We start from the raw sequence: 14,934 nt of genomic DNA, 5'->3' as shown, positions 1-14,934 counted from the left end.
AGATTTCCCATAGCGTAAGCTAGTAAGACTCCTGGAAGACTACCAGGTTGATAGGTCGGAGGTGTAAGCGTGGTAACATGTTCAGCTGACCGATACTAATAAGTCGAGGGCTTGATCAAATTAATTAACTAAAGATTTTCCACACTGTGCAATTTTGAAAGAACAACAAGTTCTTTACTCTAGTAGTTACATACTAGAAGAGTTAACTAGCAACTAGACGCTAGCACACTAACAAGTGGCAGTGATAGAATTTTAGAGCAGGCAAAACTAGCCCTCTAGCACACTAGCCCACTAAAATTATCTGGTGATTATGGCTTGAAGGTAACACCCCTTCCCATTCCGAACAGGACGGTTAAGCTTCAAAGCGCCGATGGTACTGCAGGGGAAGCCCTGTGGGAGAGTAGGTCGTCGCCAGGTTGAATATTCCGCGATAGCTCAACGGTGGAGCACTCGGCTGTTAACCGATAGGTTGAAGGTTCGAATCCTTTTCGCGGAGCCATTCAATATTAATAAATGTTCCGCGATAGCTCAACGGTGGAGCACTCGGCTGTTAACCGATAGGCTGAAGGTTCGAATCCTTTTCGCGGAGCCATTTTTATTTTTTGCTAAATTAATTTAACACATATTAAGAAAAGTTTCAATATTTAATATATTGAATTTTTTCTTAGTATGTGTTTTTTTGTTAAATAAAAATCTAAAAGTTTTTACAATAAAGGTCATTTTCATTTTTCATGTATGAATATGAAAAAAATATATATAATATATATAAATACATATAATATAATAATATTCCAATTAATATATTATATATTGTTATGTGGCAATTTAATATTTGATATAATTATTATTTTTTAAGTAATATTAATTTGCAACAAAGGAAATTAGAAAAGGCATTGATTAAAAATTCAAATTATTTAGAAAATTTCGTTAAATTTAAAGGAGAATTTTCTTTAAAATAGAATAATAAATTAAGGCCAATTATATGTAAGGGGGAAAATGCATATGAAAAGTTATGAAACCAAAAATTTGAGAAATATTGCTATAGTAGGACATAGCGGAGCTGGAAAAACTTCATTAGCGGAGGCTCTATTGTATTATTCTAATGTAACAGATAGATTGGGAAGAATAGAAGAAGGTAATACCTTATGTGATTATGATAGTGAAGAGAAAAGAAGAAAAATTTCTATTTCTACTTCTATAGCTCCTTTCCAATGGGAAAATACAAAGATAAATATAGTTGATGTACCTGGTTATTTTGACTTTGAAGGAGAGATGCTAGAAGGATTGAGAGCATCAGATATAGCTATGATCGCTGTTTCAGGAGTATCAGGGATACAAGTAGGTACAGAGAAAGCATGGGATTATATTAACAAAAATAATCTACCAAGGGCATTTTTTATAAATAAACTAGATAGGGAAAATAGTAATTTTGGAAAAGTTTTGGGCGATTTAAAAGATAATTTTGGTATTTCAGTGGTTCCAGTTCAATATCCTATAGGAAGTGAAGAAAATTTTAAAGGACTTATAAATGTTATTTCTAGAGTTGCAAGAATATTTAACCCTAAAACTCATGCTATGGAAAAGGCAGAGATACCTGAGGAATTAATAGAAAAAGTAGATGAATGCAAAAATATGATTATAGAAGCTGTTGCGGAAACAGATGAAAAATTACTTGATAAATATTTTAATGAAGGAACTTTAAGTGATGAAGAGATATATACTGGTTTAATCAAAGGTTGTGCAGAGGGAGAAATAACTCCTGTTATGTGTGGCTCTGCTTATATTGGAATTGGAATGAATACTTTATTAGAGGATATAGTAGAATGTTTCCCATCACCAGAAAAAACAAGACCACATATAGCTATAGATTTGAAAAGCAATGAGGAAAAAGAAATAAAGGTAAATGAAAAATCTCCATTTTCAGCATTTGTATTTAAAACTATAGCAGACCCTTTCGTTGGTAAACTTTCATTATTCAGAGTTATAACAGGTAAAATTAAGCCTGATACAATAGTATATAATTCAAATAAAGAGAAAAATGAAAAGATAGGAAATATGTATTTTATAAGAGGAAAGGAACAATTATTAGCAGAAGAAATTATAGCTGGAGACATAGGTGCTGTAGCTAAACTACAGTGTACAGTTACAGGAGATACCTTATGTGATGAAAGCTTTAAGATAAAATATAAAGGTATAGATTTCCCAAATCCAATGCTTTCTAAAGCAGTATTTACTACATCGAAGGGTGATGAAGATAAGATTTCTTCTGGACTTAATAAACTTTTAGAAGAAGATCCAACTTTTAAAATTTCTAGAGATATTGAAAATGCAGAAACAATAATTTCGGGATTAGGTTCTACTCATTTAGAAATTATAGTTAGTAAGTTGAAAAATAAATTTGGCGTTGGAATAGAATTAAGAAGTCCTAAAATTCCATATAGAGAGACTATAAGAAAGATTTCTGATGTACAAGGAAAGCATAAAAAACAATCAGGTGGACATGGACAATATGGAGATGTAAAAATTAAATTTGAACCTCGAAATGACGGAGAAGATGAATTGCAATTTGTTGACCAAGTAGTAGGTGGAGTAGTTCCAAGACAGTATATTCCGGCAGTTGAAAAGGGATTAAGAGAATGTATACAACATGGAGTTTTAGCTGGATATCCTGTTATAAGATTAAAAGCTACACTACATGATGGATCATATCACCCAGTGGATTCTTCAGAAATGGCATTTAAAATAGCTGCATCTTTAGCATATAAGAGAGGCTTAAAAGAAGCGGAAACAGTGCTTCTGGAGCCTGTAATGCATGTAGAAATAGAAATTCCTGAAGACTATATGGGAGATATTATGGCGGATATAAATAAAAAAAGAGGAAGAATTTTAGGAATGGAATCTAATGGAAGTAATCAAAAAATCATAGCAGAAATTCCTCAAGCGGAGGTGTTGGATTATGCCACAGATTTAAGATCTATGACTGGTGCAAGAGGAACTTTTGTAATGAACTTTGCTAGATATGAGGAGGTGCCAAATTTAGAAGCAACTAAAATAATAGAATCTATGAAAGAAGAAAAAGCAGAATAGTAGTAAAAATTATATAGCTATATATTATTAATTTTGATAAAAAAGATTAGAGAAATTAAATTTTTCTCTAATCTTTTTTATATAGATAAATTTGTGAAGAGATATATTAAGTAATTTTGCAAGAGTATATTGGGGATTATAAGAAAAAACGTGGAGAGCTAATTATAATACATTAATGTATAAAGAAAAAATAATTACAAAAAATAAAAAAGACTACCCTAAATTAAATGCAGATTTAGTTATAAATAATAAAAAGTTATATATAAATGTACAGTGTATAAAATAGTAAAGAATAGGGGTGTGATTATTTTGTCTCAGTATTTTCTTAATATTATTGGAAAAATGCAGCTCAGTGATTATTCAAACATACATGATTATATGCAGTTTGTAGGTAATAAAGATGAGTTAGTAATAAGCATAAATTCTAAAAATCCTATTGATTCAGACATAATTTGTACAATGCTTAAAGATAATAATTTTAATGTAGCTTACGAAGGAGGGAATAGAGATGAGGAGTATTACATCAAGGCATATAAAAACTAGAGGAAGAAATTATTATTCAGCAGAATTAATCAATCAAGCTTATGGCTCTGATGGTATTAAAGTAAAATCTGTAGATTTTAATATTAATCTTCTACAAGGTTTTTATGGAACAAAGCCAGAAACTATTGTATTTTACGATTTAGAAAGAGAAAAACTAGAAAAATCATTAAAGGGGGATGAAGAGTTAACACAGTAAATATTTAATTACCACAAAACCTATGGTATTGAAACTATTTTTGTATAATGGTATATTTGTACTATAAACTTTTTAAAATTTCAGTTTATTTTGGGGGGAGTATAAATGAAAAAAGAATTTTTTATTACTAAAAGAGAACAAATTATGAAGAACATTGAAAATGGTTCTATTGTATTATTATTTGCGGGGAGAGCGCCATATAAGTCAGCAGATGAAACTTACAGCTTTACTCCAAATAGAAACTTCTATTATCTAACAGGTATAGATAGGGAAAACATGATGCTTATGATGCATAAAAGGGCAGGTAAAACATTTCAAACTCTATTTATAGAGAAGAATGATCCTCAAATGGCAAGATGGGTAGGAGAAAAAATGTCTGAAGAGGATGCAAGAGAAGTATCAGGAATAGAGGATGTAAAATATTTAGAAGATTTTCAGGGAGCATTTGGATTTTTATTTTCTAGATTTAAATATGATAACCTATATTTAGATTTGGAAAGAGCAGAAATGGATATTCCAATGACTAAGGCACAAGAATTTGCTAAACTTGCCAAGGAAAAATATCCTTTTTTAAATATAAAAAATATTTATCATGACATATGCGAAATGAGAACTATAAAATCAGAAGAGGAAATAGAAAACATTAGGGAAGCAATAAAGATAACAGAAGAAGGCGTATATAAATTAATGGAGAATATGAAGCCTGGTATGATGGAATATGAAGTAGAGGCATACTTTGATTTTGTTTTAACTAGTCATGGTGTTACAGACAAAGCTTTCAAAACTATAGCTGCTTCAGGAAAAAATGCTGCAACTCTTCATTACTCAGATAATAATTGTCAAACTAAAGATGGAGAACTTATGCAATTCGATTTAGGAGCTCAATATAAATACTACAATGGAGATATAAGTCGTGCAATACCTCTAAATGGCAAGTTTACAGAAAGACAAAAGGAGATTTACAATGTAGTTTTAAAAACTAATAAAGCTATAACAGCTATGACTAAACCTGGAGTAACCTTTAGCCAATTAAATACAAAAGCAAAGGAATTATTAGCAGAAGGATGTAAAGAATTAGGACTTATAAAGGAAGATTCTGAGTTGTTTAAGTATTATTTTCATAGCATAGGACATCAATTAGGAATGGATACTCATGATGTAGGAATTGATGATGAATTGAAATCAGGAATGGTTCTTACTAATGAGCCAGGTTTATACATACCAGAAGAAGGTATAGGCATAAGAATAGAAGATGATTTATTAGTAACTGAAGATGGATGTGAAGTTCTAACTAAAAATATGATAAGAGAAGTGAATGAAATAGAAGAATATATGGCTAAAAACAATAAATATTTAAAATAAGTTATAATTAAATTTAGATTATTTAACCCCGTGGCATAGTGTCGTGAGGTTTTATATAAATAAAAGGGGGAAAAAAATTGATAAAAAAATTTATTAAATATTATAAACCTCATAAAAAGCTATTTGTTTTGGATTTATTTTGCGCTTTTTTAGTGGCTGGAGCAGATCTGTTTTTTCCAATGTTTACAAGGCAAATTATAAATGATGTGATTCCCAATAGAAATTTAAAAATGCTTTACATACTTACTGGAATACTAATTTTGCTATATATAATAAAACTAATATGCAATTATGTAGTTGATTATTGGGGTCACGTGGTAGGAGTTAGAATGCAGTATCATATGAGAAAAGATTTATTTGCTCATCTACAGGAATTGTCCTTTAGCTATTTTGACGATAATAAGACTGGTCACATAATGTCTAGAATAGTTAACGACTTACAAGAAGTGTCCGAGCTTGCACATCATGGACCAGAGGATTTATTCATTTCATTTGTCATGTTAATAGGTTCATTTATAATACTTTGTACAGTGAATATACAGCTTACAATAATTATATTTGCATTTATTCCTATTATGTTTTGGTTTGCTATTAAAAAGAGGGTTAGCATGTCTAATGCATTTAAGGATGTTAGAAAAAAAGTAGCTAATGTAAATGCCCAGATTGAAAACAGTATATCTGGAATACGAGTGGCAAAATCCTTTACTAATGAAGAATATGAAATGGAAAAATTTGATGAGGGAAATGTAGAATTTAAGGAATCTAGAGAATATGCTTATAAGACTATGGCAGAATTTTTTTCAGGTATAAAATTTACTATGGATATTCTATATGCTATTGTAATGTTTGCAGGGGGATTATTTGTATATAAAGATTTAATTAATCCAGGAGATTTGGTAGCCTACTTATTATACGTAAATTTATTTATGCAGCCTATAAGAAGACTTACATCTTTTGTTGAGCAGTATCAATCAGGAATGGCAGGCTTTGAAAGATTTATAGAAATTATGAGTATAAAGCCTGATATAAAAGATGAGTATGATGCTGAAGAATTGAGTGAAGTTAAGGGGGCAATAGAGTTTAATAATGTTACATTTAAATATAATAATAAAGAAACTATATTGTCTAATTTAAATTTAACGGTAGAACAGGGAAAAACTTTAGCATTAGTGGGACCATCCGGAGGAGGAAAGACTACATTATGCCATTTAATTCCTAGGTTTTATGAGGCAAATGAAGGGGACATATACATAGATGAAAAAAATATAAGGGATGTTACTCTAAAGTCCTTAAGGAAAAATATAGGTATTGTGCAACAAGATGTTTTTCTATTTACAGGAACTATAAAAGAAAATATTCTATATGGAAATCCTGAGGCTAGTGATGAACAGGTTGTAGAGGCTGCCAAAAATGCAAATATACATGAGTTTATTTCAGAATTACCAAATGGATATGATACTTATGTGGGAGAAAGAGGTATAAAATTATCTGGAGGGCAAAAGCAAAGAATATCTATAGCAAGAGTATTTTTGAAAAATCCTCCAATACTTATATTAGATGAAGCTACCTCTGCTTTGGATAATGAAACTGAGCTTATCATACAAAAAGCTTTAGAGGGTCTTTCTAAGGGAAGAACTACATTAGTAGTTGCACATAGGCTTTCTACTATAAAAAATGCTGATGAAATAATAGTACTTACGGATAAGGGAATAGAAGAAAGAGGAGATCATGACCAACTAATGAAGAAAGGTTCTATATATGCTCATCTTTATAACGCACAGTTTAAGGGATACATTCCAGATCAAGTATAAAAATTAACATGGAAGAAAAAGAGCTATATTTAATTATGGCTCTTTTTTTATGAAAATGTGATTTATCTCTATAACAAAACTGTAATAAATTTGTAAACACTAGGTACAGTTGAAGTGATACTATTATAATTAGAATAATAAAGAGGAGTGTTGGAACTTTGTTAAGTAAAGATATTGAAGAAAGTCCTATTGAAATAAAGACAAAACCTAATGCTGATGTAGAAGGTATTGTATGTTTTATAGCTTTTCTTTTATGCATTATTTTTTTAATGTATATAAACATAAAAGGTAGTATAAATAATAACTTAAAATATTTAAATATATTAGTAATAATAACTGCAGTGGTTTTTTTAGTGTTTTCCATGGATAAAATGAATTTAATGACTAGAATATATGTGAGGTTTATCGGAAAGGAAATTACCATATATCCTAGAATGTTGTGTGATAAAACAGTTATAAATGCGGAAGATATTAAAAAGGTCATAAATATGGAGGACAAGATATTATTGATTTTAAATTATGATAAAAGCTATGTGTCAATAGTTAAGAAAAACATGTGTATTAAGGATCAAAGGACTTTCATATGCAAGTTATCAAAATATAGTAAGGTTGAGAATAAAGGTTGCTTTAAAAATATTATTTATTGATGGTGACAAATAGAAAAAAATAAAATATTGTTGATAATTATAGAAGGTAAAGGATTCTAGATGAAATAATTTCTCTAGAATCCTTTTTATTGTTCTAAAAATTATAATGAAACCTTATATATAATATTAAAGTGATAAGAAAAGGGAGATGCAATATATAAATGAAAAAAAGAAAACTTTTAGCACTTTTATCATTGACCATGGCTTTTGCATTTGTATTTACGGCTTGTAAAGATAAGCCAAAACCAGATGCTAAGAAACCTAAGGTGGAGGAGGGGGAAATAAAGCCAGCTTCAAAACACACAGAGATCATAAAAGCATCAAATCCTAATGGACTACCAGATGTGTCCAAAAATAGAAAGGACATGATAATTATAGGATTTAATGCACCAGAAGGAAAGTTTAATTCTATATATTCTGGTACAGTAGATGATTCTTATGTATGTAGTCTTATTTATGATGGATTGGTTTCTAATGATGCAGAAGGAAACCCAACAGCTAATGTAGCAGAAAAATGGGAAATATCAGAGGATGGAAAAACATACACATTTAAATTGAAGAAGGGAATTAAGTTTTCAAGTGGAGATGAGCTTACGGCTGAAGACGTAGCATTTACTTATACTGCTATATGTGATCCAAACTATAAGGGCTCAAGATTTGATGCTGTAGAAAAATTATTAGGGTATGAAAAATACCATAAGGGTGATGCAAAAGAGGTTGAAGGAATAAAGGTTGTAGATCCATATACTATTTCATTTACATTAACAGAGCCTAAGGCACCAGCTATATATGATTTTGCATATGGAATAATGCCTAAAAAATACTATAGTTTTGAAAAAGGTAAAATTAAAGAGTTAGAGGATAAATTCTTAAAGCCAATGGGTTCAGGACCTTATGTGTTTAAAGAATATAAACCAGGTCAAGAAGTTGTTCTAGAAAAGAACCCTAAATATTGGAAGGGTGAACCTAAGATAAAGAAAGTTATATTAAAGGCAGTTACTGCAGAAAACATGATGCAGCAGATAAAAGCTGGAGAAGTGGATGTTTGTAGAGTTGCGACAAAACCAGAGAATGTTCAAGAATTGAAGGATGCAGGATTCTTAAATATGCAGCTTTATCCAGGCAATGGATATGGATATATGGGACTGAATTTAAGAAATGAAAAATTTAAAGATAAGAGAGTTCGTCAGGCTTTAGCATATGGTTTAGACAGAAAAGGATTTGCTAATGCATACTTTGGTGAATACGCAGATGTATGTAATGGGCCAGTGTCACCAGTTTCTTGGGCATATACAGATGATTTAAATAAATATGAATATGATGCAGATAAAGCTAATAAATTATTGGATGAAGCTGGATGGGTTAAAAAGGATGATGGTTTTAGATATAAAGATGGCAAGAAATTCACTATATCTTGGTATACCTATAGCGGGAGCAAATATGTTGAAACCTTAATACCAATAGTAAAAGAAAACTGGAAAAAGCTAGGGATAGATGTAGTTCCAGAGATAATGGAATTTGCAACTTTATGCACTAAAGTTTACGATGAACAAAATTTTGAAATGTTTAATATGTCTTGGGACTTAAGCATAGATCCAGATTCACTTGGCATATTTGGTTTTTCTCAAGATGTAAAAGGTGGATTTAATTCAGGTGGATGGAGAAATGAAGATGGAGAAAAGTTACTACAAGAAGGATTAAAGACAACTAAATTGGAAGAAAGAAAAGAAATATATAAAAAATGGTTACAAATAGCTAACGATGATTTGCCATATATATTCTTGGATATGAGTAAAGAAATGTGGGCAGTAAGTTCAAAGGTTAAAGGTCTTGATTTATCACCTTATATTGATTTTACAATAGATATATATAAAGCAGAAATTAAATAAGGGTATCTTTAAATATGTGCCTAGTATAGGTTACTAGGCACATATGAATAGAGATAGGGGGTATAAAATGAAAAATTATGTTTTAAGGAGAGTTCTTCAGATGATACCTATTCTTTTGGGGGCTTCTTTGCTTATATTTTTACTTATTCATCTAGCACCTGGGGACCCATTAACAGGTAAAATAGATCCTCGAATGAGTTTGAAGGCAAAGCAAGAATTAAGAAGACAGGAGGGCCTAGATAAGCCAACTATAGTACAATATGGAGTTTGGCTTAAAAAAGCACTTAAAGGTGATTGGGGAAAATCTTTTTATTATAAACAACCAGTAGGGAAAGTAATGAATACATATATATGGAATTCATTTAAACTTTCTATAGTATCGTTTATTCTTGCCATAATCATTTCTATTCCTATAGGGGTAATCTCTGCTACAAAACAATATTCGGGTTTTGACTATTTTTTCACTATATTTGCACTGTTTGGGATATCAATGCCTTCATTTTTCTTTGGCGAATTATTAATGAAGTGGCTGGCAGTGGATATTCATATTTTTCCAGTAGCTGGTATGTATACTGCAGGAAATGATGCGGTTGGTATGGCAAAATTTTTAGATGGAATGAGGCATATGGCGTTACCTCTTATAGTATTAACCCTAGGAAGCTTGGCAGGGTTTATGAGATATACCAGATCAAGTATGCTAGAAGTTATAAGACAAGACTATATAAGAACGGCTAGGGCAAAAGGCCTTAAAGAAAAGGTTGTAATATATAGACATGCACTTAGAAATGCAATGATTCCTGTTATTACATTACTTGGATTTTGGCTTCCAGCTTTATTCAGTGGAGCAATAGTAACTGAGTCAATATTCGGATGGCCAGGTATAGGACCAGTGGAATTAAATGCAGTAAGTGGAAGAGACTATCCATTATTAATGGGTATAAATATGCTGCTAGCGTTACTAGTTCTATTAGGAAATCTGTTAGCGGATATAATTTATGCAGCAGTAGATCCAAGAATAAGGTATAAATAGGAGGTGAAAAAGTTGAAAGAAAATGAAATAGTAAGTCCTTTTAAAATAGTTATGAGAAGGTTGAGAAAAAATAAATTAGCTATGGTAGGTATGTTTATACTTATATTCATGATATTATTCTCTTTTGTTGGGCCATTATTTTCTTCTTATGGCTCAGACACTATGAGTTTAATTGATAAGTACAAAGCACCAACAAGTGCACATATTTTGGGAACAGATGAAGTTGGAAGAGATGTTTTGACTAGACTCATGTATGGAGGAAGAGTTTCTTTATTGGTAGGAATATTGGCGGTAATAATTGAGGTTGTAATAGGAAGTATACTGGGAGCTATTGCGGGGTATTACGGTGGAAAAGTAGATGCAGTAATTATGAGAATAGTGGATATGTTTATGTGTTTACCAGGTCTTCCTATACTTATAATGCTTGCTGCGGTTATGTCTGATTTGAAAATAAAGCCTGAAAATAGAATGTATGTGATTATGTTTATAATAGGTTTTTTAGGATGGCCTTCACTTTGTCGTATAGTAAGGGGACAAATACTTTCTTTGAGGGAACAGGAATTCATGCAGGCAGCAGAGTGTTTAGGATTAAGTGATAAAAGAAAGATGTTTGTGCATTTATTACCTAATACTTTTGCATCTATAATAGTTTCTGCAACATTAGGAATAGGAGGAGCTATACTTACAGAGTCTACTTTAAGTTTTTTAGGACTAGGAGTGACCCCACCTACACCTTCCTGGGGACAAATGGTTCAAAAAGTAAATGATATGTTTACCTTAAAAAATAGAATGTGGGTTTGGGCTCCACCAGGTTTGTGTATATTTTTAACAGTTATGGCTATAAATTTATTTGGTGATGGCTTGAGAGATGCACTAGATCCTAAACTAAAGGTATAGGGGGTGTGGATGTGGATAATACTGATTTAGTGGAAATAAAAAATTTAAAAACATATTTTAAAACAGAAGATGGAATTGTGAAAGCAGTGGATGACGTAAGTTTTAAAATTAAAAAAGGAGAAACTTTAGGATTGGTAGGTGAATCGGGATGCGGAAAAAGTGTTGCAGCTATGTCTCTTATGAGACTTATACCTAATCCTCCGGGGAAAATTATGGGTGGAGAAATGCATTTTGAAGATAAAAATATTTTAGAGTTAAACGATGAAGATATGAGAAATATAAGGGGAAATGATATCGCTGTAATTTTTCAAGAACCTATGACCTCTTTAAATCCTGTACTCACTATAGGATATCAAATAAATGAGACTATAATACTTCACCAAAAATTAGATAAGGAAAAGGCTAAAAAGCGATCTATTGAAATGTTGAAATTAGTAGGAATACCTAGAGCAGAAGAGGTGTTTCAGTGCTACCCTCATGAATTAAGTGGAGGAATGAGGCAAAGAGCGATGATAGCTATGGCACTTTCCTGTAATCCTAAACTTCTAATTGCAGATGAACCAACTACTGCATTGGATGTTACTATTCAAGCTCAAATTTTGCAATTAATGAAGGATTTAAAAGATAAAATAGGAGCATCTATAATGCTTATAACTCATGATTTAGGTGTCATTGCTGAAATGGCAGATTATGTTGTAGTTATGTATGCTGGGAAAGTAGTGGAAAAGGCACCAGTAGTGGAATTATTTAAGAATCCTAAGCATCCGTATACCATAGGACTTTTAAACTCAAAACCTGCATTAAATAAAGAACAGGACAAACTTTATTCTATTCCAGGGCAAGTGCCTAATCCTATAGGTATGCCTGAGTATTGTTATTTTTATGAGAGATGTAATAAAGCTTGTGAGGATTGTAAAAAAGGAATACCTTCTTTAATAGATAAAGGGAATAGACATGAAGTAGCTTGTTGGCTTTATGAAAAGGAGGTGGAGTAAGTGGAACAAAGCAATGATACATTGATAAAGGTTGAAAACTTAAAAAAATATTTTCCTATAAGCGGGGGGTTTTTTCAAAGAACTGTAGGATATGTAAAAGCTGTAGATGATGTTAGTTTTAGTATAAAGAAAGGTGAAACTTTAGGTTTGGTAGGAGAGTCAGGCTGTGGTAAATCTACTATAGGTAGAACCATATTGAGACTGTGGGATAAAACAGATGGAAAGGTACATTTTAAGGATGTGGATGTATATAAATGCAATAAACATCAATTGAGAAAGTTAAGACTTAAGATGCAGCTTATATTCCAAGATCCATATAGTTCATTAAATCCTAGATTAACTGTTGGTGAGATAGTTGGAGAGGCTTTAAGGGATCATGGAATATGTTCTAAAGAAGAGGTTATTCATAGAGTATCTGAAACTTTAAAAATTTGTGGACTTGCTTCATATCATATAAAAAGATATCCTCATGAATTTTCTGGAGGACAAAGACAGAGAATAGGTATAGCTAGAGCACTTATTTTGAATCCAGATTTTATAGTGGCAGATGAACCAGTTTCCGCATTAGACGTGTCAATACAAGCGCAAATTATAAATTTAATGCAAGAGCTTCAAGAAACTTTGGGATTTTCATATTTATTTATTTCTCATGATTTAAGTGTAGTTAAGCATATATCCCATAGAGTGGGAGTTATGTATTTGGGAACTTTAGTAGAAATGGCTACAAAAGAGGAGTTATACAAAAATCCATTACATCCATATACTAAGGCTTTATTATCAGCAGTTCCAATACCAGATCCTACTTTGAGAAGAGATAGAATAATATTAAAGGGAGATATACCAAGTCCTGCAAATCCACCTTCAGGGTGTAAGTTTCATACTAGATGTCCCTATGCTATTAAAAGATGTTCAGAAGAAATGCCAGAATATAGAGAAGTTGACAAAGAGCATTTTGTGGCTTGTCACTTAGTATAAGAGGAGAGATAAAATGGGAGATATGAAAAATGAACTGTATAAAGAAGAAAAAGTATGTGAAAAGCTTCAATTTAAAGATTTATTGGCACTTACAATTGCAGGTATAGAGGTGATTTTGCCCTTTGTACTTATATTGGTGGGTTGTTTAACGTTAGTATTAATAATAATGACTAAGTTTTGGATAAAATAGTTATTTTGATAAGTTCTAAGTTTCAGTTTGAGTAAAAAACTCTATTTGAAATTTAGAACTTTATTTATGTTAGTAAATTTGAATAATATTGAGAATAAGAGAGAAAAACTAATATATGCATATATATATTAAATAAAATATTTGCAATATGTATTGCATAAAAGATGTAAAAATAATATGATAAAATAAAGGTCAAAGAAAGATAAAGTCAGGAGAGATAAAAATGGCAAGACTATCCGATATTATAGAGGAATTTATAAAAGATATGATGAAAGAAAATCAAGAGGAAGAATTAGAAATAGTAAGAAATGAATTAGCTAATTACTTTAGTTGTGCACCTTCTCAAATAAATTATGTTTTAACTACAAGATTTACCACGGATAAAGGCTACTATATAGAAAGTAGAAGAGGTGGAGGAGGATGTATTAGAATTAGAAGGATTCAAGTTCAAAATTATAAGCCTTTGTTTAGTATCATAAATGAAAAAATTGGAAATAATATTACTTATGATACTGGGGTAAAAATAATAGAAGGCTTATATGAAGCTGGATATATAACTGAAAAGGAAAGTAATATAATGAAGGCTGCTATAAATGAAAGGGCCTTATCAAATAATACACAGGATAGAAATACTTTAAGGGCAGATATATTAAAATCTATGATAACAGTTATATTATTATAGTTTGTATTTACGTGAGTACCGAAGTTAATTTTAGGGCTAATGTGCTACAGTTATACTAATATAGTTTCTAGTTTGGAGGGATGAAAAGTGTTATGTAGTGTATGTAATAAGAAAGAAGCAACAGTGCACATTTCAAGGATAATAAACGGACATAAGGAAGAATTATATTTATGTGAGGATTGTGCTAAAAATACAGAAGGACTAAATATAAATTTAGAATTAGAGCCGGAATTTAATTTAGCATCTCCTTTTACTTTTCAAAGTATATTGAGTGGCATAATGGATTACATGAACAAAAATAGTAATAGTAGTTTAGAGCAGCCAAAGGAATATAGATGTGAGCATTGTGGTACTACTTATAGTGAATTTAAAGAAAAGGGGTTGCTTGGATGTAGTTATTGTTATAAGAATTTTGGTAACACATTAAATTCAGTGATAAGAAGAGTTCAAGGAAATGTTGAGCATATAGGAAAAATACCTAAAACAGCTGGTAAGGACATATTAAAAAAGAAAGTAATTTTAGATTTAAAGGAAAAATTACAAAAAGCAGTAGCTGCAGAAGAGTATGAAAAAGCTGCTGAACTTAGGGATAGAATAAGAGAAGTAGAGAAATAAATTTGGGGAGTGGTT

The 14,934-nt window shown here is 31.1% G+C and carries 14 protein-coding genes, 2 tRNA genes and 2 rRNA genes; all 18 read left to right on the top strand.

The features are described 5' to 3' along the window. Nucleotides 1-119, top strand: a 23S ribosomal RNA gene (locus tag C1715_RS03155); the annotation flags it as partial. Between the two features lie 181 nt (nt 120-300). Beyond that, nucleotides 301-417, top strand: a 5S ribosomal RNA gene (gene rrf, locus C1715_RS03150). A gap of 7 nt (nt 418-424) precedes the next feature. Then, nucleotides 425-499: transfer RNA gene (locus C1715_RS03145), tRNA-Asn, on the top strand. A gap of 18 nt (nt 500-517) precedes the next feature. Further along, nucleotides 518-592 (top strand) — tRNA-Asn (locus C1715_RS03140). Between the two features lie 410 nt (nt 593-1,002). After that, nucleotides 1,003-3,087 (top strand): elongation factor G, encoded by a 2,085-nt coding sequence (fusA, locus tag C1715_RS03135; protein ID WP_102399206.1) that lies wholly within the window; start codon nt 1,003-1,005, stop codon nt 3,085-3,087. A gap of 378 nt (nt 3,088-3,465) precedes the next feature. Further along, nucleotides 3,466-3,630, top strand: coding sequence for a hypothetical protein (locus tag C1715_RS03130; protein WP_242971876.1), 165 nt, complete (start codon nt 3,466-3,468; stop codon nt 3,628-3,630). After that, complete coding sequence (locus tag C1715_RS03125) at nt 3,596-3,826, top strand: hypothetical protein (protein WP_102399204.1); 231 nt, start codon at nt 3,596-3,598, stop codon at nt 3,824-3,826. Before C1715_RS03130 ends, C1715_RS03125 begins: the two co-directional genes overlap by 35 nt. Nucleotides 3,827-3,931: 105 nt before the next feature. Further along, entirely contained in the window at nt 3,932-5,188 is a 1,257-nt protein-coding gene (locus C1715_RS03120) for an aminopeptidase P family protein (RefSeq protein WP_102399203.1), read from the top strand. Nucleotides 5,189-5,265: 77 nt separating this feature from the next. Beyond that, entirely contained in the window at nt 5,266-6,999 is a 1,734-nt protein-coding gene (locus tag C1715_RS03115) for an ABC transporter ATP-binding protein (protein WP_102399202.1), read from the top strand. 158 nt (nt 7,000-7,157) lie between these two features. Next, complete coding sequence (locus C1715_RS03110; RefSeq protein WP_102399201.1) at nt 7,158-7,646, top strand: hypothetical protein; 489 nt, start codon at nt 7,158-7,160, stop codon at nt 7,644-7,646. Nucleotides 7,647-7,807: 161 nt separating this feature from the next. Continuing rightward, nucleotides 7,808-9,535, top strand: coding sequence for an ABC transporter substrate-binding protein (locus C1715_RS03105; protein ID WP_102399200.1), 1,728 nt, complete (start codon nt 7,808-7,810; stop codon nt 9,533-9,535). A gap of 67 nt (nt 9,536-9,602) precedes the next feature. Then, nucleotides 9,603-10,565 carry an ABC transporter permease gene (locus tag C1715_RS03100; RefSeq protein ID WP_102399199.1) on the top strand — a complete coding sequence of 321 codons (963 nt, stop codon included), beginning with the start codon at nt 9,603-9,605 and terminating at the stop codon, nt 10,563-10,565. A gap of 12 nt (nt 10,566-10,577) precedes the next feature. Further along, nucleotides 10,578-11,462 (top strand): oligopeptide ABC transporter permease, encoded by an 885-nt coding sequence (opp4C, locus tag C1715_RS03095; RefSeq protein ID WP_278320079.1) that lies wholly within the window; start codon nt 10,578-10,580, stop codon nt 11,460-11,462. Nucleotides 11,463-11,473: 11 nt separating this feature from the next. Continuing rightward, the gene (locus C1715_RS03090; protein WP_102399198.1) at nt 11,474-12,457 is read left to right on the top strand and encodes an ABC transporter ATP-binding protein; all 984 of its coding nucleotides are present in this window, start codon (nt 11,474-11,476) and stop codon (nt 12,455-12,457) included. Beyond that, nucleotides 12,458-13,432: an ABC transporter ATP-binding protein gene (locus tag C1715_RS03085; protein ID WP_102399197.1), complete on the top strand. Its 975-nt coding sequence runs from the start codon at nt 12,458-12,460 to the stop codon at nt 13,430-13,432. Nucleotides 13,433-13,445: 13 nt separating this feature from the next. After that, on the top strand, nt 13,446-13,622 hold the full coding sequence (locus C1715_RS19250) for a hypothetical protein (protein ID WP_180963972.1): 177 nt from the start codon (nt 13,446-13,448) through the stop codon (nt 13,620-13,622). Between the two features lie 223 nt (nt 13,623-13,845). Next, on the top strand, nt 13,846-14,304 hold the full coding sequence (locus C1715_RS03080) for a CtsR family transcriptional regulator (RefSeq protein ID WP_102399196.1): 459 nt from the start codon (nt 13,846-13,848) through the stop codon (nt 14,302-14,304). A gap of 87 nt (nt 14,305-14,391) precedes the next feature. Next, nucleotides 14,392-14,919, top strand: coding sequence for a UvrB/UvrC motif-containing protein (locus tag C1715_RS03075; RefSeq protein ID WP_102399195.1), 528 nt, complete (start codon nt 14,392-14,394; stop codon nt 14,917-14,919). Nucleotides 14,920-14,934 lie beyond the last annotated feature (15 nt).

Origin of the sequence: Haloimpatiens massiliensis, from assembly GCF_900184255.1 — a bacterium.
Lineage (GTDB): Bacteria > Bacillota > Clostridia > Clostridiales > Clostridiaceae > Haloimpatiens > Haloimpatiens massiliensis.
Note: the sequence above shows the minus strand (reverse complement) of the source record. Positions and strands in the feature narration are given on the sequence as shown.